The sequence below is a fragment of the Corynebacterium sp. FDAARGOS 1242 genome (assembly GCF_016889985.1).
GTDB classification, from domain to species: domain Bacteria; phylum Actinomycetota; class Actinomycetes; order Mycobacteriales; family Mycobacteriaceae; genus Corynebacterium; species Corynebacterium minutissimum_B.
This window is the reverse complement of record NZ_CP069568.1, coordinates 2,485,555-2,507,119: the sequence shown is the minus strand read 5'-3', so window position 1 is coordinate 2,507,119 and position 21,565 is coordinate 2,485,555. Positions and strand designations below refer to the sequence as shown.

Below are 21,565 nucleotides of genomic sequence, written 5' to 3'. Positions count from 1 at the left end.
GCAGCTTACCGGCGTGAACTGGGAAGCCAAAACTACCCTAAAGCATAGACCGTGGCGGCCCGAAGAAGATGATTCCAACGGCACGCCGGACATACCTCCACCGCATGGACCGTAAACTCCAGCCCCTCGGCCACCAGATCCGCAATCTCCTGCTCGCTGCGTGCACTTCCTGCACGGCGCCCCAGGGAATCGCCATATACCCAGCGTGTGAGGCGCAAGTCGTGCTCGCAGATGGGGCAGGACTTATGCATATCGACGCCATGGTGCTCCGCCGCGGCGCGAAGGAGGAAATCGGCGTCGCAGAGCTCGTCACGGCTCATCCGGCCCGCACGATAATCGCGCAGATGCTGGGCGCGTTCCCACTCATAGGAGACCTCGTTGCGATAAGCCACTGTTACGGTTGCTTTCGCCGACACCTGAATACCTCCTTACTAAAACTCATCCTTACCAATACTCATCGCTGGCTACGACGCCGCATCTACCCGATACATTTTAGTAGGGGCTGCGACAACAATCTACGGGCCTACTCCCATAGAAGACTGGGAAGGTGTAAGCGATTCACGCTGCAAAACTAAACTTTTCAGCAAGCTAACTACCATTAGGGCACATAACTCGCTAAACTTACTTTCCATGAGTGAAGAAAATATCGAATCCCCCGTACCGTACGAGGACGCCCTTGATGTTGCCCGCCAGATTCAGCCCGCGCTCAACAAACTTATGTTGATTTTCCAGCGCACCACGGAGGGCACCTCCCTGACCACCTCCCAGGTGTCCATCATGAACCAACTCCGCCTGCGCGGCCCTTCCCGCGTGAGCACCATCGCCCAGGCAGAGCTGATCCGTATGCCCACCGCATCTAATGCCCTGTACCAATTGGAACGCCATGGTTTTGTGGAGCGTCACCGTGACGAGAAGGATCGCCGCGGTGTTCTCGTTGCCCTTACCCAGCTGGGCGAGTCCGAGCTGACCATCGTCTCTCGCCAGCGTGCAGCCGCTTTGGCGGAGATTCTGCGATGGCTGGAGCCGGAGGATATCAAGGATGCCGACGCCCTCGTGAACCTGATCTCCAAGCTGGCGGATGTCTACCGCCCCATCATGGAAGGAAAATAGACCTTAGAGGAGGCCTTATGCAGATTTTATTTTAAGGCCGGAGGGGTCGATAATGGAATAAACAACCCCGACACGTGTACTGAATGGTTAAGAAATCTTCACGCCCCTCTCCGGGGCTCGTAGCATCAGAGGACTCGCTCCCTCCGGTCCGCATCCTCGTATCGTGGAGCCCCAATTCCGCCGGCACGGAGGCTATTGACTTTGCCGCGTGGATCGCGCGCACCACGCCTACGCAGATCCGCGTCGTGTCCACCATCTCGCAACCGCTAACGGTCACCTCCTTAAGCAAGCTCAGCGGTTCCTATAAGAAGTGGTTCAAGAAGGAACGCGCTGCCTGCGAAGAGGCTGTCCGTGACGCCTTGAGTGCAGCGGGCGTGCACAAATCCCAGTGGGATAAGGACGTGTCTGTACTCGTCGCCGGCCCCTCCCGCCCACAGCTCTTGGAGGAGATGGCCCAAGAGTTCGATGCCCATGTCATCTTGTTGGGTGCCAATCAGTCCGCGCCGAAGGGCCGATTCTTCTCCGGCTCCACGGCGGATGCCCTCCTGCACTATTCTCCGCTTCCTGTCGGCTTGAGCCCGCGCAGCATTAAGCTCTCCAAGCACGGGGTCACGCGCATCAACTTCGCGTTTACCGACCGCGGCGCCGATGACGACCCAGCACTCCTCCGCGCTGCATACATGGCCCACCGCACCGGGTTACCTCTGCGGGTTCTGGCGTTTTCACCGGAGGGGCTTATCGACGTCCCTCTGGACTACTCCCCTACTTTCCCCAGTGACGCCCCCAATTGGCGCGAGTACTCGCTCTCCCTCTTGGACCGCGCCCACGATTTTATTGCGGACGCCTTCCCGGATCTTGAGGTCACCACGGCCATCGGCAACGGCAATGGCTGGTCCGGCGCAGTGGACTCACTCAAGTGGAAGAAGGGCGACCTTCTCTGCTTGGGCTCAGCGCCCATGGGCCCCTTCGCCCGCGTCTTCATAGGAAGTACCGCGACCGAGCTTCTTCCACACGTGGGTGTGCCTGTACTGGTGTGCCCGACGGGCCCGGGTCCTGAGTCTTAGTTCACGCGTTAAACTGCACATCATGGCAGCTGAGCATCCTGAAAACGACCTGACGTCGGACGCGGACTACGCTAACCTGCGCCGTCCTGAGCCGCAGAGCTTCGACGAGCTTGCCGACGCCCCCGATCCTCTCACCATAGCCAAAGCCAACCGCCGCTCTTCGCGCCAAGCGCTCTGGTTCATGGTGGCTATCCTTCTAGGCTCGGCACTGTACGCACTGCTCCTCGCTGGCATTTTCAAGCTCGCTGGCCCCGACACCAACTGCCACCCGGCGGTCTATGCCTCATGGTTGTGCACGAAGACTCAGCGAACCATTTTCGCGACCACGACGATGATCATCCCCTTCGCGGGCATGATCGGCTGCGCCGTCATCATGGTGCGCAAGCTCAAGGCGTATCTGCGCTGGCGCGGGTGGATGGCCATTTTCTGGGTCATGGCCGGCAACTTCATGCTCTGGGGCATTAACGATATTCAGATTCTCCTAGCCCCGGAACTCTAGCCCCTCCCCGCGCTTTTAGCTCTGCTTCTGGGCAGTCGCTTCCTCCTTGGCGACCTCCGCGCAATCCTCGCGCCCACAATGCTGCGTCTCTGTGTGCTGGATGCAGTCATCACAGATGAGCACCTGTTGACGGCACGTGTCCTCGTTGATGCAGTTGTGGAAGGTATTGGTGCCCTTGCCACAGTGCACGCAGTGGCCCAGCTGGATAAAGCCCGGATCCTCAATCCCCTGGCCAAACTCGTGGTGCATACGCTTATCGAAGACATACATCGAGCCTTCCCACAAGCCATCGTTGCCGTACTTTTCGCCGTAGCGCACGATGCCACCGTCAATTTGGTAGACCTCGTTGAAGCCACGATTCTTCATCAGCGACGACAAGATTTCGCAGCGAATGCCACCGGTGCAGTAGGAAACGACCGGCTTATCCTTCATCCAGTCATACTTACCGGATTCCAGCTCAGCGATGAAATCGTGCGTGGTCTTCACGTCGGGGACAACGGCATTTTTGAACTTGCCGATTTCCGCCTCCATGGCGTTGCGGCCATCAAAAAAGACGACCTCCTCGCCGCGCTCCTCGACGAGCTTGTTGACTTCCTCCGGCTTCAGGTGCACGCCACCGCCGACCACACCATTCTCATCCACCTTGAGCTCACCCGGCGCGCCAAAGGCCACGATCTCATCGCGGACCTTGACTGAGAGACGCGGGAAGTCATCCGCGCCACCCTCCGACCACTTGAACTCCATCTTCTTGAAACCCGGATACTCGCGAGTCTCGCGCACGTAGCGCTTACAGGCATCCATGTCACCGCCGACGGTGCCGTTGATGCCGTGCTCCGAGATGAGGATTCGGCCCTTAAGCCCGAGCTTCTCGCACAGGGAGCGCTGCCACAACATAATCGCGGTGGGGTCCTCGATGGGAGTAAAGCAGTAGTAGAGGAGAATCTTGCCAATAGTCACGCCCGCAAGTCTAGGCCTGCTGCGAAGTAAAACCCCAATTTTCAGGGGCTAACGCGGCAATCACCTTTAGCCCAAAGCCCCAGACCTGGAACCCGAAACTCCCTGGTGGGTGGTGGGGCGTTGCAAAGCGCTAGGCGACGCCCACCTGCACCTTTCGGGTTCCAGGTCTGGGGAATTACCTACCGAGGAGACGCCCCCATCCAATGTTCGTGAGAATTTTAACGCTTCTGGTAGAGAGCACTCTTGCGGGCAAAGACCGGATCGGAGGTCACGAGCACCCCGAGGTTGCGGAAGATACCTTCATCCACAGACCCCAGGATGGTGGTGGTGTGGACGTCGCAGCCCTGCAGTTCCTTCAATGCATCGAGGGCGCGGCGCGCATTCTCGTCTTTAGCAGCAGAAACAGACAGGGCGATGAGCACCTCATCGGTGTGCAGGCGCGGGTTTTTCGAGCCCAAGTGCTTGGTCTTCAAAGTCTGAATCGGCTCGATGGACTCCGGTGAGAGCAAGTGCAGGTCATCGTCGATGCCGGCCAGGTGCTTCAGCGCATTGAGCAGGGTAGCCGCCGAGCACCCCAGCAGAGGGGAGGTGCGGCCGGTGATGATGGTGCCGTCGTGAAGCTGCAGCGCCGATGCGGGACCTTCGGTCTCCTCTGCCTTCGTGCGGGCCGGCTCCACCACGGGGCGGTCGGTGGCCTTGATGCCGGCCTTCGCCATAATCACAGCCGCGCGCTCGGACTGCGTATTGTCGAGTCCGTTGCGGGCCTCCTCCACCAGGGTCTTGAAGTAACGGCGGATGATCTCCTGCCGGGAGGCCTCGCGGCACACCTCGTCATCAGTGATGCAGAAGCCCACCATGTTCACGCCCATGTCCGTCGGGGACTGGTAGGGAACAGTTCCAGTGAGGCGCTCCAACAGGGACTTGAGCAGCGGAAAGGCTTCCACGTCACGGTTGTAGTTCACCGTGGACTCACCGTGGGCAGAGAGGTGGAAGTGGTCAATGACGTTGGCATCGTTGAGGTCCACCGTGGCGGCCTCGTATGCCAGGTTCACCGGGTGATCCAGCGGAAGGTTCCAAATAGGGAAGGTCTCAAACTTGGCGTAACCTGCCTGAACCCCGCGGAGGTTCTCGTGGTACACCTGCGACAATGCCGTGGCCAACTTACCGGATCCCGGGCCCGGCGCGGTCACCACGACGAGGTCACGGGACGTCTCCACATAGTCGTTCTTGCCCAGACCCTCGTCGGAGACAATGAGATCAATGTTGGAAGGGTAGCCGGGGATGATGCGGTGGCGCGCCACCGTCAGGCCTAGGCGCTCCAAGCGCTCGATGAAGGCCTCCGCCTGACTATTTCCTTCCTCCAACTGGGTCATGACGATGTTGTTGACCAGGAAGCCACGGTCCCTGAAAACATCGACAAGCCGCAGCACATCATCTTCATAGAGGATGCCCAGGTCACCGCGCATCTTCTGGCGCTCAATGTCCTTGGCGTTGATGCACACGAGGATCTCTACGTCATCCTTGATGCGCTCCAACATCGCAATCTTGTTATCCGGCGTGAAGCCGGGCAGCACGCGGGAGGCATGCATGTCATCAAAAAGCTTGCCACCCATCTCGAGGTAGAGCTTCCCGCCGATTTCTTTGCGCCGAGCGTTAATGTGCTCCGACTGCAGTTCAATGTATTTTTCACGGTCAAAACCGAGTGCGCGCCCCATAATATTTAGGCCCTTCCGTTCAACGGGTAGTACCCGGAAAGTCTACAGCAGCACAGCCCCCGCGTAGACTTCCTGACATGCCTGAGGGACACGTCATTCACCGTCTTGCCCGCACACTCAATGCGGACTTCCGCGATGCACCACTCGCCGTAAGCAGCCCCCAAGGCAGGTTTGCTACGGAGGCCGCGCTTGTCGACGCCTCCCCACTCACCCTCGCCGAAGCCTTTGGCAAGCACCTCTTCCTCCACTTCGATGCCGAAGATCCACGCCACGTCATCTACATCCATTTGGGTCTCATCGGTTCCCTACGCTTCGAGCCCTCTGCTGATGTGTGGGGCCAGATTCGACTGCGCCTTGACAACGGCACAACGGCCGCCAACCTGCGCGGCCCGCAGTTCTGCACGCTCATCACGGAGGAGGAATACCAGGCCAAGGTGGCGAAGGTGGGCCAGGATCCGCTGCGTGAGGATGCTGACCCCGATGCCCTGTGGGCCCGGGTACATGCCTCACGCCGCAGTATCGGCGCGATGCTCATGGACCAAGGCCTCTTCGCTGGTGTAGGAAATATTTACCGCGCCGAGACCCTCTTCCGCCAGGAACTTTCCCCCTTCATCCCCGGCAACCAGCTCGACCGCGCGGAGTTCGATGCAATCTGGTCTGACTTAGTGGAACTCATGGACTACGGCGTGGAGCACGGTCGCATCGATACGGTCCGCGAAGCCCATACCCCGGAGGCCATGGGCCGCGAGCCGCGCAAGGATGACCACGGCGGCGAGGTCTACGTCTACCGTCGCGCCGGGCAGCCCTGCCATGTCTGCGGCACGGAGATACAGGAGAAGGTCATGCAGGGCCGCAACCTCTTCTGGTGCCCTACCTGCCAGGGCTAGACTCGTAGGGTATGCGCCCTGCTTATACCGTTGCCACTGTTCGTGCTGCTGAAGAGCAGCTTCTAGCCCAGCAATCGGAGCCGGATCAGCTCATGAAACTTGCGGCCGCAGCGGTGGCGGAAGCTGCCACCTCGATGCTGGCTGCTCACCCCGGCGCGGTTGTCATTCTCGCTGGGCCGGGCGGCAATGGCGGCGATGGACTCTTTGCCGGCGCGCTCTTGGCCGAGCGTGGTATCACCGTCCATGCCCTAGTCCCCGAGAAGCACCACGAGGCAGCACTGGAGGCCTTCCTCGCCGCGGGTGGCACGGTCCTTCCTCCTATGTCCGCGCTGCCGACAGGCACCGCACTGCTTATCGACGCTATCGCGGGCCTCGGTTCCGCCCGCGGCCTGACCGGCGCCGCGCTGTCGCTCTACCGCGAGGCCACTGCTACCAGCGTGCCCGTTGTCGCCGTCGATATGCCCACAGGTGTTGATGCCGATACCGGCGTTGTCGCCGCGGATGCTGTCGAGGCCAATGTCACCGTCACGTTTGGCTCACCGCGACTGGGCCACGCGTTGGCCGCTGAATGTGGGCAGGTGGTGGTCTCCGACCTCTTCTTACCCGGCGCGCCTTCCTTCGCTGAGGCCCTCGCTGAGCTGGATAATCCTGCCGCATTCATCGCCCATGAACCCACCGTTCCGACGCCCTGGGAGTGGACCGCTGGCGAGCTCGAGCTCCCGGGTGGTCGCGCCACGCGCCCTTGGCCCGTCGGCTGCACCGGGCCCATTATCGATCCCACACCCGGAGCGCGCTCCGATAAGTATTCCGGTGGCGTCGTAGCCCTGGCCGCCGGCAGCGACACCTATCCCGGCGCGGGCATCCTCTGCGCCACCGCGGCGGTGCGGGCCACGCCGTCGATGGTGCGCTTCATCGGCAATAACACCATCACGTCTCTGCTCCCTGAGCTGGTCTGTCACCCGGATGTTTCCTCCGCTGGCCGCGCCCAAGCCTGGGTCGTGGGTCCCGGCCGCGGTACCGATGCCGCCGCTGCTGCGGAGCTACGCAAGGTGCTTGCACAGAAACTCCCTACCGTCCTCGACGCCGATGCCCTTACCCTCCTAGCCCAGAACACCTCGCTGCGCCAGCTCGTCACCGATCATCCGCTGACCATCCTCACCCCGCACGAAGGCGAATTCACCCGCCTCTACGAGGCCACCTTCGGCTCTGCTCCCGATGCGACTACCGGCTGGAGCCGCGCCCTCCGCGAGCTAGCCGAGGAACTGAACAGCATCATCCTGCTCAAAGGCCGCCTCACCCGCGTCACCGCTCCAGGCCAGCCGCAGTACTCCTTCAATTCCGGCCATTCCTATGCCGCGACTCCCGGCTCCGGCGACGTGCTCTCCGGGATCCTCGGCGCGGTCATCGCCCAGCTTTCCGCCACCGCTTCCTCCCCGTCCCCCACCGAAATCATCACCGAAGTTCTCCACGCCGGGGCCATCCACGCGCACGCGGCAGCCATCGCGGCCGAGACTCCCGACGGCTTCGCCCCCTGTTCTGCCTCCCAGATCGCCGCAGCCATCCCACAGGCCATTGCCCGGCTCCTCAACGCGGAGCGCTAGCTCCGCTACTAAGTACGTTTCGATCAAATAGCACCCCAAAAATCCGAAGATCTGGGGCCTTATTTGATCGATCCGTACCTGGCCGCCGCCGTCTTGGTACGTTTTCGCAACGAAGCCCTAGAATTCCGCGATTTGCGGGCCACTATTTACGAAAACGTACAGTGGCCCGGCGCAGGATCCCGGACGCAGTACCGACGGACTTGCGCATAAGCCCGCGTGGCCCCACGGCCACGGTTCCGCGACGCAGCGAGGTGTTTTCCCACGGCCACGTCATTCCGGCCCAGGCAGCCATGACGGCAAGGGTTTCCACCACGATGTAGCCGGGCCATGGGCCGAATAGATTGATGATGGACGGGCTGCCCGGCGCGTGGTTGAGGAAGCCATAGTTACCGTCTGTCTTGGCGTTGACCGTCATCGCGATGGCCATCCAGATGGGCGTGACCTTCACGGCAAAACGGTAGCCCTTCCACGTCGGCCGATAGCCCAAGCCAAAGGTCAGGCCCAGCGGTACGGCGAGCGCCACGATGTGGAAGAACCAGTAGGTGCTAAAACGCAGCCAGCGCGGGGCAAAGTAGTAGATGACATCCGGGGTGATGATGGCCTGCGGGTTAAGGATGATGCCCCAGAAATACGTCAGGGTGAGGGCATGCTCGTTGCCGGTAATAAGGCCGAGCGCCAAGATGGGACGCAGCACGTCACAAAGGTGCAAGGGGAGGGACTCCCGGATATCGAATTGGGAGGGGTCCAGAGAAATAACTGTCCATGCGGTGCCAAGGACCAAAAGGACCCAGCCGACCATCTGGCGAATGAACTTTTCACGGCTTGTGCCTTTAACGCGGCGAGCGCCGACGATGAAGACACCGCAGGCAGCGATGGTAATCGTCAACATGAGCGCATGCAGCGGGGTCCATTGCTGCATGCGCTCATAGTCGGTAGGGGTTACCCGTGGGCGGCGAGGTCGAAGCATATCGGAGTACTAATGTACTCCGCCTTCAGCACTTGTGGGCACTAAGAAGAAAATTAGTTCCTTGTATCAATTAAGGTCTAGGCCGCCACGTCGGAGTAAGCAGAGACGTGTCCGTCCTTGACTTCCAGGACACGGTCGGCGTAGTCAAGCAGGCTACGGTCGTGGGTGATGAACAGGGTAGCGGTGCGAAAGTCCTCGGTGACACCGCGCAGAAGCTTGGCAATCTCGCGCGAAAGCTTAGAGTCAAGAGCGGAGGTGGGCTCATCCGCCAGCAACACGGAAGGCTGGCCCATAAGAGCGCGGGCAATGTTGACGCGCTGGCGCTGACCACCAGACAGCTGGTTCATACGGCGGTTACCAAAGTCCTCAAGGCCCACGAAGCTCAAGAGCTCATCGGCACGGTCCTGGCGTGGCTTTCGGCCTTCCATGTGGTCGATGATGAGTAGTTGCTCACGCGCGGTCAGAGATGCAATGAGGTTGGCCTGCTGGAAGATGAGGCCGCGGGAGCCGTGCATTTCAACGGTTCCGGAGTCCGGCTCGATGAGGCCGGCGGCGACAGAGAGCAAAGTGGACTTGCCGGAACCAGACTCGCCGATGACGGCGGTGAGCTCACCGGGCTTCACGTCCAGGCTCACGCCATCGAGGGCGGTGACGCGGGACTCGCCGTCGGGGTAGGTCACCACGATGTCGCGAAGGGACAGAGCAGGAGTAGCAGTGGTAGTCATTAGGCGTTGCCTCCTAGGGCGTCGAGCGGGTTGATCTTTGCCACGCGGCGGGTGGCGAGGAAGGCACCAGCGATGCCAAGCAGCCAGATGCCGAGTGCGGGAACGATGACCGTCATTACAGAAACCTCGAAGGGCACGGTGCCCTGTGCGGCGAGGCCCAGCAGCCAGCCAACAAGTGCGCCAATACCCACGCCGGCAGCCAGGATGATGGCCGCCTGGGCAATAGCGTCCTTGAGCAAGTACGTCACGCTGGCACCAAGAGCGCGGAGGATGGACAGGTCACGGGTGCGCTGGATGGTCCAGATGCTCAGGAAGGCGATAGTGACAAGCGCGGAAATGCCGTAGAGGAAAGCCTGCATGGTGAGCAGGGAACCGCGCTCCGAGCTGTAAGCCGGCAGGCCAGACAGGGCCTTAGCCATCGAGACGGAGCTATCAGTCGGTTCCGCGCTCAACAGGGCAACACCCACCATGTCCTCGCGGGCGTGGGAGACCTTCTGCCAGGTGGCGGTGTCTACCCATACGACCGGGGAGTGGGAGTAGTACTCATCCGGCACCGCGCCGCGCACGTCCAGATCCACGCCACCGAGCGTGGCCTGGGAAGGCGCGTTCATCTCCTCGTCGATAGATTCGCTCAGAACCATGCCGCGATCCGGGATGAGGGTGTCCGTACCGGGGATCTCAGTACCAGCCGGCAGACCGAAGACAGCTACGCCGCCCTGTCCGTCAAGCTTGGTCTGGGTAGCGCCCAGCGGGATAGCACCAGCGGTGACGTCTTCAGCGAAGATTTCTGATTCCGTAAAGGACGGGTCCTCGGTAGAAAACGTCACGTTCGGGGTGTTTTCACCGAGCGCCTCCAGGGCGGACGTATTTTGCTTGGACAGGCCTTGGGTCAGGCCGGACAGCATAACGAGCAACAACGTAATTAGAGCCACGACGCCGCCGATCAGGAAGAAACGACCACGGGCGGTGACTATCTCTCTCAATGCAAGGAACATAGTATTCATACTGCTCACGCGCGAAGAGAAAGTAATCGGGTACCTAGTTGAACCTTCACTCAACCAGTTGGTTGATTCGGCCTCAACCGCTGAGGCGATAAGCTGGTTCGGCGTGATGATGCGAAACAGCCTGTGGACCGTTGGCCTCCACGTCATGTTTGGATTCCTGCTGGTCTTCGGCGTACTCCGCGCCTGGGCCGATAACCGGCTCGATGCCCGAGTCCTCGGGCTCTCGATTGCCCTCGCCGTGGTCTACGCCGGCTTCGTGGCCTACGCTGCCCGCAAGCCCGCCAAGCCCGTACCCACCACGCTGTGGCTCGCTGCGCTCTGCCTGCTGTGGATCGGCCTCATGGTGCATGCCCAAGACTTCATGTGGATGGAATTTCCGCTGGTCTTCGTCTTTGTCCATGCCCTCCCCTTCTGGCCTGGCATCCTCGCCAGCGTTGTACTGTGGGCCATCGCCGCCTTCATCCCCGCCTGGCTGCACCCCCAAGCATGGACGGCGGCCGCGGCGATCGGCCCCTTCATCGGCACCTGCTTCGCCGTGGCCGTCTACCACGCTGCCCGCAAGATTCAAGCGGAGGCGGTGCACCACGCGGCTGTGGCCAAGCAACTGCGTGAAACACAGGAGGAACTGGCCGCCACCGAGCACCAAGCAGGCCGCCTCGAAGAACGCGAGCGGCTCTCCCGGGAGATTCATGACACCGTGGCCCAAGGTTTATCCTCCATCGTGCTGCTCAGCCGCGCTGCGAAGAACAGCACGGACCCGGAGGAGACCACCGCACAGCTCGAACTCATTGAGAAGGTGGCCAAGGACAACCTCGCGGAAGCTCGTCGCTTCGTCAAAGAACTCGCCGCCCCAACCTCCTCCATCGATGAAGGTCTGCGCGCCCTCGTGGACGAACTCCAAGCACAGGCGAAGGGTCTGGGGTTACGCACACGCTTTAGTCTCAAGTTAACCGGCCGCGGCGAGGTGCCTACCGAGCTCCACCACGTCATTCTGCGTTCCGCGCGCGAGGGCCTAACCAACGTGATGAAACATGCCGACGCCGACCGCGCAGTGGTCACGCTGGGCGCTTTCACAGATGAGATCACCTTGGACGTGGTCGACGATGGCCACGGCATCGACGGCCCACAAGGCTTCGGCCTGACCGGCTTGGAGCAGCGTGTTCGCAGCGTCGGTGGCTCCGTCCAGGTAGAATCCTCACCGGCCGGCACCGCGCTCGCGGTGCGACTCCCAACAGGAAGCAGCCGCAATGGTTAACGTGATGCTCATCGATGATCACCCCGTGGTCCGCGCCGGGCTGCGCGCCATTCTCAACACGTTCCACGACATTGATGTGGTGCTGGAAGGCTCTGACGGTTCGGCAGTAGAGAAGCTGCTGCTTGACGACGTCCCCCCCGATCGACGTCGTCGTCTGCGACATCCAGATGCCGGATGTCGATGGCATTGCCGCCACCCGGCGCGTGCGTGAACTCAACGGACCGCCGGTCTTGATCCTCACCACGTACGACACGCAAGCCGACATCCTCGCCGCAGTGGAGGCCGGGGCGATGGGCTACCTGTTGAAAGACGCTCCTGAGGAAGCCCTGCACACAGCCGTGCTCGATACCGCCGCCGGAAAGCGCACCCTAGCCCCCGAGGTCACCAACCTCCTGGCGGAGCGCCTAGCCCAGCCGGAGACGGCACTCTCCGCCCGTGAGCTGGAGATTCTTCAGGCACTGTCCACCGGCCAGTCCAATAAGCAGATTGCGCAGGAGCTGTTTATTTCTGAGGCCACTGTGAAGACTCACCTGATCCACGTCTATCAAAAGCTCGGAGTGGAGACCCGTACCGCTGCGGTGTCCGCTGCCCGCGAGCGCAAACTCATTTAAGCCAATGCATACCTACGATTGCATCGTCGTCGGTGGTGGCCAATCCGGCCTCGCCACCGGCTACTACTTGCGCAAAAAGAAGCTCGACTTTCTCATCCTCGACGCCAACCCCTCCCCCGGCGGTGCCTGGCAGCACGTGTGGGACTCACTGACGCTGTTTAGCGATGCCGAGTCCTCCACTCTTCCCGGCTGGCCCATGCCGCACTACCCCGGGTTTCCGCCGGCAACCCATGTGGTCGACTACCTCACTCGTTACGAAGAGCGCTATGACCTGCCCGTTCGGCATGGCGTCGAGGTCACCGCCGTGCTTGACGACGCCCCCTTCTTCCGCCTTTCCACCACCCACGGGGAGTTCCGCGCCCGCACCGTCGTGGCCGCCACCGGCACGTGGTCCGCGCCCTTTATCCCCTTTTATCCCGGCGCATTTGCGGGCTGCCAATGGCACACGGCGAACTACCCCGGCCCCGCGCCGTTTCTCCCCGACGCACAGCACGATGCGGGGCGTGTCGCCGTCGTGGGCGCAGGCAACTCAGGTGCCCAAATCGCCGCCGAGCTTGCCCTGGAAGGCGTGGACACCACGTGGTTTACCACGCATCCGCCGCGGTGGATGCCGGATGACGTGGATGGCCGCGTGCTCTTTAGCCGCAACCGGCAGCGCATGCTCGCCTTAGCAAAAGGGGAGCCTGATCCCGGATCGGAGTCGGAGCTCGGCGATATCGTCATGGTTCCGCCCGTCCTCAAGGCCCGGGATAGCGGGCTGTTGGACGCTACCCCGATGTTCGATTCCCTCGATGAACTCACCGAGCAGGGCTTTAGTGATCTCATCTGGGCCACCGGTTTTAGGCCTGCCCTGCGCCCCTTTACCGGACTCCTAGCAGAAGGAAAACCCACGGTGGAAGGTTTCTTCCCCGTGGGCTACGGCTCGTGGACTGGTCCTGGTTCGGCCACGATTACCGGTGTCTCTCCATATGCTCGGCAGGTCGCGGCTGACGTTACTGAACGCGTTCGGCTCACGCCGAACGCATAAGTTAGGAAATGCCTAGTTCAGCAGCATGGCTCCACTGAGTGCCACCGCCGCCAGAGCTAGGAGAAAGCCAAGGCGTTGCAGGTTCTTCATTCGTGCCTCACGGCTCAGCCGCGCCATAAGAAGTGCCCCCAGAACACTGCCCACGGTGTTGTAAAGGACATCATCAATATCGCTAAAGCCTAGGCAGAAGACGTACTGGGCAGTTTCAATCCCCAGGCTCACCATGAGACCTGCCAGTAGTGCTCCGCCGAGACCCCAGCGAATCCGGCGCAGAGAGCGCCCCACCACGTACACGGCCGCACCGAAGGGCATAAAAAGAAGGATGTTGCCAAAGAGATCGCTCCACGCTCCATACCACACCGAGGCCGTCTCAAAACCGCCAAAGAGGTGCAGGTTCACCTTGCGTACCGCATGCGCAGAGCCATCCACGACTCCCGGGATCTCCATGAAGGGCTTGCCCAGCGTGGCCAGCCCGACGGTGACAAGGGCGAGAAGGGTGACGAGGAGGGCGTCGCGAAGCACATGCCGGTACGGATCCGGCACGGACGCAAGCCGGTTTCGAGTGTGGCGAAGCTCTGTGGTGCTCATGAAGGACACTGTAAGAGGAAAAGCTGACAAGTTCCTAGTGCATTCGCTGCCAAGAGGCTGCTTCACAGTGTCGGTAGGATAGTGCGCATGAGCACACTACTTGTCACCCGCACCGAGTCCGGCGTTTCCCAGACTTTCCAGGACGAGCAGGTTCTGGCAGAAGGGGACACGCTGGTCAATGTTCAGTATTCCTCCCTCAACTACAAAGACGCCATGGCTTTGGAGGGCGATAAGGGCGTCATGCGCATCGACCCACTCGTGCCCGGCATTGACGTCGTAGGCACCGTGGAAGAAACCACGGATGAGCGTTTGAAACCGGGCCAGCTCGTCGCAGCCTTCGGCGACGGCCTGGGCGAGTTCCGCCACGGTGGCTACACCACTCAGCAGCGCGTCAACGGTGAGGCCACCATCCCCGTTCCGGAGCGCTTCAGTGCCCACGATGCTGCTGCCATCGGCACCGCCGGCTACACCGCGGCTATCTGTGTGAACCAGCTGCGCACGCACGGCACCACGGAAGGTCACGTCCTCGTCACCGGTGCTACGGGCGGCGTGGGCTCCATCGCCGTGCAGTTGCTCAAATCTGCCGGCTACGAGGTCACCGCGGTAACTGGCCGCGTGGACTCCCAATCGGAGTACCTCACCCGGCTGGGTGCGGATCACATTCTGGACCGCGCTGCGCTCTCGGAAACTGGGCGCCCGCTGCAGAAAGCACTGTACGACGGCGCCATCGACACCGCCGGCTCTACTGTTCTAGCTAACGTTCTGGCGCAGGTGCGCTGGGGCGGTGTGGTCGCAGCCACCGGCATGGCGGCCGGCCCTGATCTACCGGCTTCGGTGCTGCCGTTCATCCTGCGCGGTATCGTGCTGGCGGGTGGCAACTCCGTCGACGCTCCGCGCGCGGTGCGTGAGGCTGCCTGGCAGCTTCTCGACGATCACCTGGACCTCGATCTGCTGCACTCCATTACGGAAACCGTGCCGCTCGACGCCGTCGCCGCGGCCGCCAAGGAGCTGCGTGCCGGCACCCGCCACGGGCGCACAGTGGTGGAAATTTAACTGCGCTGATGAACGCGATGTGACAGGGCTTCGTCATCCGTACCGGGGGCGGAGCCCAGCTCGCCCGTAGTGTCATCGTCAGTGCGGGCCAGCCAGATGGAGGACACCACCAGTCCACCCCAGATGACGACGACGAAGAGGATAAAGAGCAGGATTGCGCTGGTAGTCATTGTCATTCTCCTTTCCTACTAGGTGTTATTTCTGGCCGGAGACGGGCACGGCATTGTGTCCGGGCGCGGCTGCGGTCTCTGTGCTCACTTCTGCCGCGGTACCGGCTGCCAGCGGGTTCGGGGTGCCTGCGGGGCGGCCGCCAACTGGGACGCCGTAATCCGAGGTCTCCATCCCGTCGAGGTACTTGTCGCCGCGGAAAGCTACGAGTGGCATGAGCAGACTTCCCAACAGGATGAGGCCGAGGGCTGCCCACCCAAAGAGCCCAATCTGGATAGAGGCATAGCCCTCATAACCTTCGCGCGCGATGGTGAGGATTTCGTTGACAAGGAAGTAGACCAGAAGCAGCGGCGTAGCCACGAAAGTGAGAATCTGCCAGAAGCCACCAACCTTGAACTGGGACACGGCGTTGAGGTGCTGCTGGATTTCACGGCGACGGCCGGTAATCCAGCCCACCACAATCAGCGCGCAGATAGAGCCAAAGACGATACCCAGGTTATTGGTGAACTTATCCATGATGTCCAGCGTGACCAGCCCGGAAGACGTGGAGAACAGGAAGCAGGACAGAACCGCCATGACGCTGCCGACGGAAATCGCGGATACCCGGCGTGACACATCGAATTTATCGGCCACTGCGGAAACCACGACCTCCATGATGGAAATCAACGAGGTCACGCCGGCCAAGAACAGTGAGCCAAAGAAGAGGACACCGAAGAATCCGCCCCACGGCATTAGGTTGATGATGGTCGGGAAGGCGATGAACGCCAAGCCGATACCGGAGGAGGCCACCTCATCCACGGCCACGCCCTGCTGCGCTGCCATGTAGCCCAAGGTGGCAAAGACACCAATTCCAGCGAGGACCTCGAAGGAGGAGTTCGCAAAGGCGGTAACCAAGCCGGTGTTCGTGAGGTTGGTACGCGGCTTGAGGTAAGACGCGTAGGTGATCATGATGCCGAAGCCGATGGACAGTGAGAAGAAAATCTGGCCGTAGGCCGCAATCCACACTGAGGGGTTGCTCAGTACGGACCAGTCCGGAGTAAAGAAGGCACTCAGGCCAACCGTGGCGCCTTCCAAGAAGAATGCGCGCACCACGAGGATGATGAACATAACCGCGAGAACCGGCAAGAAGATCGACGTCAGTTTGCCAATTCCCTCGTTAATGCTCGTGGCCAACGTCGCAATGCAGATGATCCACACGAGGATCATGACGATGAGGATGGAGGGAACCACGTCGCCGGAATAAGTGGCCTCTGGGTCTGCTTGGAGGAAATCACTCATGAAGTAGGTGGCAGGATCGTCACCCCACGCCTGCTTTACCGACTTCACGGTGTACAACGCCGCCCAGGCAATGATGGCGGCGTAGTAGATGGCAATGAAGAAGTTCACTCCGACCTTGAACCAGCCAACGCCTTCCCAGCTTTTACCAATGCGGCGGAAGGCCAGCGGTGCTGAACCACGGAAGCGGTGGCCAATGGCTAGGTCAAACCAGAGAATCGGAATACCCGCGGTCAGCAGCGCCACCATGTACGGGATGAGGAAGGCACCACCACCGTTGTCATAAGCAACGTAGGGGAAGCGCCAAATATTACCCAGGCCCACAGCGGAGCCAATAGCAGCCATAAGGAAGACGAAGCGGGTGTTAAACGTATCGCGCGTTGACGTAGTTTTTGTCGTGGTTGTTGAGGACATGAGAGCACCTTCTTGTAGAGCACATCCCGCCCGCATGAGCCTGAAAGAGGAACCTTCAGCATCCACATGCGGACGAGTATTAGCGAGGAGTTTATACTACCTGCCGACCAATAGGTACCGTTTTTTGAGAATTGTGTCTCATTTTTTACCCCCTAGGCTTCACATCACTCACTCACTAAAACCGCCGAAACCCCTCGGCACCCAGCCTTGCCTTTCGGAACAACGAGTCCTGAAAGAAAACCGAGCGATGAGGGGTATCGAGCCTGAGAAGTTCAGAGTGCGACTAGACGTGCAGGTCGCGGTCCTGAATCCCCTTGGGGACAGTGAGCACGCCGATGAGGGAGACGATCGAAATAGCGACACCGTAGGCAGCGATGGCCATGGAGGTCTCAAACTTGGTATAAAGCATCTCCGCAATCATCGGGGCGAAGGCACCACCGATAATGGAGCCGAAGGCATAGCCGATGGACACGCCCGACAGACGCACTTTCACTGGAAACATCTCCGCATACATCGCTGATTGCGGGCCGTAGCTCGCGCCCAAGATGACGCCCAGCAAGAACACAGCTGCGCCGAACAGATGTACGTTGCCTGAATCGACCGCTAGGAATACTGGGGTGATGTACAACGCTAGGACGACATAACCACCAATGAAGGTCGTGCGGCGTCCAACCTTGTCGGACAGGTGGCCGAAGTACAACGTTCCAAAGAACCAGCCAATCGACGCAACGAGGGCTACCGCAAGAGCTTGCGGGCGTGTATAGCCCACCACCTTCGTTCCATAGGCGGTGAAGTAGGCGATAACGAAATAACCAATAGCGTTGTTAGCTGCAAAGATGACCGCGCACTTGATGACGGTTCCTAGGTGCCCCTTGAACAGGACCGCGAGCGGTGCGGTGGACTTTTCCTTAAGCTCCTCCATTTCCGCGAAGGCCGACGACTCCTCTACCGCTCGACGAATGAGGTAGCCGAGGAGAATAAGCACGAGAGAGGACAAGAACGGAATGCGCCAACCCCATGCAAGGAACTGTTCCGGGGTCAAAACGGTGGAGAGCACCAGCATGAAGATGGTGGCAAGGAACATTCCGAGAGGCACGCCTACCTGGGGGAACGCTCCAAATAGTCCGCGCTTCCCTGCGGGTGCATGCTCTACCGACAGCATCGCTGCACCTCCCCATTCACCACCAGCGGAGAGCCCTTGGAGGACACGCAGCACTACCAGCAAGATAGGTGCAGCCATTCCGATGGATGCGTAAGTGGGCAGCACACCCATCAGCATGGTGGCTAGGCCCATGCCAACCAGCGTGACCACGAGGACCGGCTTGCGGCCTAGCCTGTCACCCAAGTGACCGGCCAAGATTGCACCAAGAGGTCGAAACAGGAACGAAATGCCCAGCGAAGCCCAGGAAATGATCTGCGCCAACGAGGCGCTTTCATTGGAGACCGGATCGAAGTACTGGGTGGCAAAGATCAGGCCGGCGGCCTGGGCATAGATGAAGAAGTCGAACCACTCAATAGTGGTACCGACCATCGAGCCAGCGAGCACGCGCTTGTGCTCTGTGGTAATTCCCGGCCCTTGGGCAGGCTGTTGGGTGACTGGTGCAGACATAGTGGGATTCTTTTCTCTATGGGTGCAGAAGCACAGTGGATACGGTTAAGCCAGTGAATGAAGGAGTCATGTGGTGAACTAGGCGTGCCCGAAGAGCCGAGAACGGACTACTTATCGCGGTTGTCGACGATCCTCTTCGCCTTACCTTCACCGCAATCAACATGATCAGTGATTTCCACGCCAACGGTGATGCCGATGCGTTCCTTGATCTGTTTCTTCAGCCACGCGGCAGAAGCGTCGATCTGATCGGGGGTCGCCTCCGAGGAGTGCTCAACCACCAGGGTGAGATGGTCCATGCGGCCGCGCTTGCTCAGCACGCATTGATAGCGCGGGCGAAGCAAGCGGTCCTCGGTGATGATCTCCTCGAACTGCGACGGGAAACAGTTCACGCCGCGCAGGATAATCATGTCGTCGTTACGAGCGGAGATACGGTCGATGCGGCGCATCGAACGCGCGGTACCCGGGAGCAAGCGGGTAATGTCGTGGGTGCGGTAGCGGATGATCGGGAAGGCCTCCTTAGTCAGGGAGGAGATGACCAACTCGCCGTACTCTCCATCCGGAACAGGCTGCATGGTCTCCGAATCAATAATCTCCGGGTAGAAGTGATCCTCCCAGACAGTCAGGCCATCCTTGGTCTCCACACACTCCTGAGCCACACCCGGCCCCATCACTTCAGAGAGGCCGTAAATATCGGTTGCGGTGATACCAAAACCTTCCTCAAGCTCACGGCGCATTCCCTCACTCCACGGCTCGGCGCCAAAGACACCAGCGCGCAGGGAGGACTCACGCGGGTCCAAACCTTCCTTGCGCATTCGGTCAAGAAGGTTAAGCACGTAAGACGGGGTGCCCAAAATCGCGTCCGGCTGGAAATCCTGCATGATCTGAATCTGGCGCTCCGTTTGACCGCCGGAGGTCGGAATTGCGGTGGCCCCTAAGGCCTCGACACCATAGTGGGCACCGAGGCCGCCAGTGAACAAGCCGTAACCAAACGTAATCTGAACCTTGTCGCTCTTACGCAAGTCTCCTGCCCGCAGCGAACGCGCCACGAGCTCTGCCCAAATGCGCACGTCATTTTCGGTATAGCCCACAACTGTCGGACGGCCAGTGGTGCCGGAGGATGCATGGATGCGGGAAACCTGGTTCTGCCCTACAGCAAACATCCCGAAGGGGTACTCCGCACGGAGAGTTTCTTTGTCCATAAACGGGAACAGAGCAAAGTCCGAAAGCTCCTTGAAGTCATCCGGGTGGACGCCCTTTTCATCAAATGCACGGCGGTAGTGAGGGACGTTGTAGTACGCGTGGCGCAACTCGTTCTTCGCGCGCGCAGTTTGCAGCGCGATGATTTCGTCGCGGGAAGCGTACTCGATCCCCATCTGAGGGCCATGGTGGTCAGAGAAAATGTCAAACGTTGCGGTCACGTTATTTGCCTTTCATTTCGGGGAGAGGGGTACCACACCCATTGAGCTCCCTCGAAAGTGCTGCAAGAAGTTGGTTAGCAGGTACAACACGCGCGTCGCGCGTTACTTACTTACCGTTCGGTTGGGTAAGCCTTGTGACGTACACTACAGACTGCAGCGGTGATAGACAACACATTTTGGCCAAGTTTTTGAAGAGCGCCACATTAGCGCAGGTCGTGGCAGTTTCTTAGGCGAAATAAGGCTCCACCCCAGAAAACCACAACGCCGAACCGGTTTATATGGTTAGGGCTACTCCATTGTCATTGCCTGCGGGGCCAAACCGCCAAAAACGACGCTTTCAAAGGTGGCAGCCAATTCATCGGCATCAAGCCGCCCCTCCGGCTCATACCAATCGGACGTCGAGTTAATCATTCCGAAAATCATGCGGGTCAGCAGCGAGGCATCAACGTCGGAACGGATGGCTCCCTCCTCCTGAGCTGCTGCAACCAGCGGAATTACAGAACGCGTCAGAATGCGACGACGCTCGAGAGCGGAACGCTCCACCTCGGAGTTACCCCGCAAGCGGAGCAGAAGTGCTACAGACTTCGGATCGGAACACAACACTTCGATCGAGCCACGCAACAGCCCTCGCACTTTTTCTCCCGCCGACACATCGGCTTCAGCCATCTCTTCTGTAACCGCCTCAAGGCGGCTCAACGCCTGCACCACCGTGAGTTCCAAAATCTCTTCCTTTGAAGAGATGTGGTGGTACAAAGCAGATTTGGAAATCCCTAATTCGCTCGCCACGTTGTCCATCGACGTGGCGTCGTATCCGCGAGCGGTAAAAACGCGAACAGCTGCACGAATGACATCTTCACGGGAGTAGCCGGGGCGGCCACGGGCCGCGCCCCGAGCGATGGATTTCTCTTTATTCACGCAGTCCATTCAAGCAGAGTGCACTTCGTACCGTTAGACTAGTGAGTCACCACACCCCTTGTTTGCTCCCTCGGTGGCATTGCGGAAGGCCCCTCCCAAGGAGAGTTTCCCCATGAGCACCGAACATCCCATCCTTGCCCCCGGCGTCGCCGAAGGCCCCGAATTTACCCACGTGCGAACCATGTTCGATGGTGACCGCGCTACCGCCGAGATTGGTGCGACGATTACCGCGCTAGACGTCGGCACGTGCGAAGGACACTTCACCATCCGCCCAGAAATGTGCAATGGGCACGGCACAGCGCAGGGCGGCTACCTGTATATGTTCGCCGATTCCATTTTCGCCGGCGCCTGCAATTCAGGCGGCGATCTGGCCGTGGCCGCGCACAACTCGATTCACTACATTGCACCAGCCTTCGAAGGGGACGTCGTTGACGGCGTTGGAATTACCCGTCAAACCTGGGGCCGCAACGGCGTCGTCGATGTCACCCTCAGTATCAAGGGAAATCCCATCGCCGAATTCCGCGGCACATTTCGCGTCCTTCCTGCCAAGCCACAAAACCGCAAAAAATAACGCGCAGCCACAGGGCTAGGAGCGAACGCGCAGAAATAGGGCGCAGATCACAAACACGGTTGACATAGCTCACACCTGCGCCATATACTGACCAACCAGTCAGTAAGTATTACCGAGCCGACACTGAGCAGA

Annotated in this window: 21 protein-coding genes and 1 pseudogene; 10 read left to right on the top strand and 12 right to left on the bottom strand. The window is 60.3% G+C overall.

Annotated features, from left to right (window positions below):
* Window positions 1–32: 32 nt before the first annotated feature.
* Window positions 33–416 (bottom strand): DUF5318 family protein, encoded by a 384-nt coding sequence (locus I6J72_RS11990; RefSeq protein WP_239107361.1) that lies wholly within the window; start codon window positions 414–416, stop codon window positions 33–35.
* Between the two features lie 214 nt (window positions 417–630).
* On the opposite strand from I6J72_RS11990, the gene I6J72_RS11985 reads away from it, so the two are divergent.
* The 3 genes from I6J72_RS11985 (at window position 631) to I6J72_RS11975 (ending at window position 2,673) form a co-directional block, all read left to right on the top strand.
* Complete coding sequence (locus tag I6J72_RS11985) at window positions 631–1,110, top strand: MarR family winged helix-turn-helix transcriptional regulator (RefSeq protein WP_204099349.1); 480 nt, start codon at window positions 631–633, stop codon at window positions 1,108–1,110.
* 83 nt (window positions 1,111–1,193) lie between these two features.
* Window positions 1,194–2,174: a universal stress protein gene (locus tag I6J72_RS11980; protein WP_204099348.1), complete on the top strand. Its 981-nt coding sequence runs from the start codon at window positions 1,194–1,196 to the stop codon at window positions 2,172–2,174.
* A gap of 22 nt (window positions 2,175–2,196) precedes the next feature.
* Window positions 2,197–2,673 (top strand): hypothetical protein, encoded by a 477-nt coding sequence (locus I6J72_RS11975; protein WP_204099347.1) that lies wholly within the window; start codon window positions 2,197–2,199, stop codon window positions 2,671–2,673.
* Between the two features lie 15 nt (window positions 2,674–2,688).
* Here I6J72_RS11975 and I6J72_RS11970 read toward each other — a convergent pair whose 3' ends face one another.
* Together I6J72_RS11970 and I6J72_RS11965 are read right to left on the bottom strand one after the other, a co-directional pair.
* Window positions 2,689–3,630: a rhodanese-related sulfurtransferase gene (locus I6J72_RS11970; RefSeq protein ID WP_204099346.1), complete on the bottom strand. Its 942-nt coding sequence runs from the start codon at window positions 3,628–3,630 to the stop codon at window positions 2,689–2,691.
* 218 nt (window positions 3,631–3,848) lie between these two features.
* Window positions 3,849–5,345, bottom strand: a complete 1,497-nt coding sequence (locus I6J72_RS11965; protein WP_204099345.1) for a DUF1846 domain-containing protein — start codon at window positions 5,343–5,345, stop codon at window positions 3,849–3,851.
* A 77-nt stretch (window positions 5,346–5,422) separates the two neighbouring features.
* Between I6J72_RS11965 and I6J72_RS11960 the strand changes: the two genes are divergently transcribed.
* Window positions 5,423–6,232, top strand: coding sequence for an Fpg/Nei family DNA glycosylase (locus I6J72_RS11960; protein ID WP_204099344.1), 810 nt, complete (start codon window positions 5,423–5,425; stop codon window positions 6,230–6,232).
* Between the two features lie 11 nt (window positions 6,233–6,243).
* Window positions 6,244–7,833, top strand: a complete 1,590-nt coding sequence (locus I6J72_RS11955) for an NAD(P)H-hydrate epimerase (protein WP_204099343.1) — start codon at window positions 6,244–6,246, stop codon at window positions 7,831–7,833.
* Between the two features lie 142 nt (window positions 7,834–7,975).
* Here I6J72_RS11955 and I6J72_RS11950 read toward each other — a convergent pair whose 3' ends face one another.
* The 3 genes from I6J72_RS11950 to I6J72_RS11940 form a co-directional block, all read right to left on the bottom strand.
* On the bottom strand, window positions 7,976–8,800 hold the full coding sequence (locus I6J72_RS11950; RefSeq protein ID WP_204099342.1) for a TIGR02206 family membrane protein: 825 nt from the start codon (window positions 8,798–8,800) through the stop codon (window positions 7,976–7,978).
* A gap of 77 nt (window positions 8,801–8,877) precedes the next feature.
* The gene (locus I6J72_RS11945; protein WP_204099341.1) at window positions 8,878–9,525 is read right to left on the bottom strand and encodes an ABC transporter ATP-binding protein; all 648 of its coding nucleotides are present in this window, start codon (window positions 9,523–9,525) and stop codon (window positions 8,878–8,880) included.
* Complete coding sequence (locus I6J72_RS11940; protein WP_204099340.1) at window positions 9,525–10,520, bottom strand: ABC transporter permease; 996 nt, start codon at window positions 10,518–10,520, stop codon at window positions 9,525–9,527. Before I6J72_RS11940 ends, I6J72_RS11945 begins: the two co-directional genes overlap by 1 nt.
* A 115-nt stretch (window positions 10,521–10,635) precedes the next feature.
* On the opposite strand from I6J72_RS11940, the gene I6J72_RS11935 reads away from it, so the two are divergent.
* The 3 genes and pseudogenes from I6J72_RS11935 (at window position 10,636) to I6J72_RS11925 (ending at window position 13,422) form a co-directional block, all read left to right on the top strand.
* Window positions 10,636–11,784, top strand: coding sequence for a sensor histidine kinase (locus tag I6J72_RS11935; RefSeq protein WP_204100519.1), 1,149 nt, complete (start codon window positions 10,636–10,638; stop codon window positions 11,782–11,784).
* A pseudogene (locus I6J72_RS11930) lies at window positions 11,777–12,395 on the top strand (response regulator). The gene I6J72_RS11935 and the pseudogene I6J72_RS11930 overlap by 8 nt, the downstream one beginning before the upstream one ends.
* 4 nt (window positions 12,396–12,399) lie before the next feature.
* Entirely contained in the window at window positions 12,400–13,422 is a 1,023-nt protein-coding gene (locus I6J72_RS11925) for an NAD(P)-binding domain-containing protein (RefSeq protein WP_204099339.1), read from the top strand.
* A 12-nt stretch (window positions 13,423–13,434) separates the two neighbouring features.
* Here the strand turns inward: I6J72_RS11925 and I6J72_RS11920 are convergent, their stop codons facing one another.
* A complete protein-coding gene (locus I6J72_RS11920; protein WP_204099338.1) occupies window positions 13,435–14,010 on the bottom strand; it encodes a VanZ family protein in 576 nt (191 codons plus the stop codon).
* Window positions 14,011–14,097: 87 nt separating this feature from the next.
* Between I6J72_RS11920 and I6J72_RS11915 the strand changes: the two genes are divergently transcribed.
* Window positions 14,098–15,063 carry an acryloyl-CoA reductase gene (locus tag I6J72_RS11915; protein ID WP_204099337.1) on the top strand — a complete coding sequence of 322 codons (966 nt, stop codon included), beginning with the start codon at window positions 14,098–14,100 and terminating at the stop codon, window positions 15,061–15,063.
* Here the strand turns inward: I6J72_RS11915 and metS are convergent.
* From metS to I6J72_RS11890, 5 genes are all read right to left on the bottom strand, one after another.
* On the bottom strand, window positions 15,060–15,233 hold the full coding sequence (gene metS, locus I6J72_RS11910; protein WP_070533705.1) for a methionine/alanine import NSS transporter subunit MetS: 174 nt from the start codon (window positions 15,231–15,233) through the stop codon (window positions 15,060–15,062). The two genes, I6J72_RS11915 and metS, sit on opposite strands and share 4 nt — an antisense overlap.
* A 25-nt stretch (window positions 15,234–15,258) precedes the next feature.
* A complete protein-coding gene (locus tag I6J72_RS11905) occupies window positions 15,259–16,920 on the bottom strand; it encodes a sodium-dependent transporter (protein ID WP_204099336.1) in 1,662 nt (553 codons plus the stop codon).
* 283 nt (window positions 16,921–17,203) lie between these two features.
* Window positions 17,204–18,529 carry an MFS transporter gene (locus tag I6J72_RS11900; RefSeq protein ID WP_204099335.1) on the bottom strand — a complete coding sequence of 442 codons (1,326 nt, stop codon included), beginning with the start codon at window positions 18,527–18,529 and terminating at the stop codon, window positions 17,204–17,206.
* Between the two features lie 107 nt (window positions 18,530–18,636).
* Window positions 18,637–19,902, bottom strand: coding sequence for an AMP-binding protein (locus I6J72_RS11895; protein ID WP_370552175.1), 1,266 nt, complete (start codon window positions 19,900–19,902; stop codon window positions 18,637–18,639).
* A 333-nt stretch (window positions 19,903–20,235) separates the two neighbouring features.
* A complete protein-coding gene (locus I6J72_RS11890) occupies window positions 20,236–20,871 on the bottom strand; it encodes a TetR/AcrR family transcriptional regulator (protein WP_204099333.1) in 636 nt (211 codons plus the stop codon).
* Window positions 20,872–20,974: 103 nt separating this feature from the next.
* Here I6J72_RS11890 and I6J72_RS11885 point away from each other — a divergent pair, with 103 nt between their 5' ends.
* Window positions 20,975–21,433: a hotdog fold thioesterase gene (locus tag I6J72_RS11885; protein WP_115024081.1), complete on the top strand. Its 459-nt coding sequence runs from the start codon at window positions 20,975–20,977 to the stop codon at window positions 21,431–21,433.
* Window positions 21,434–21,565: the final 132 nt, after the last annotated feature.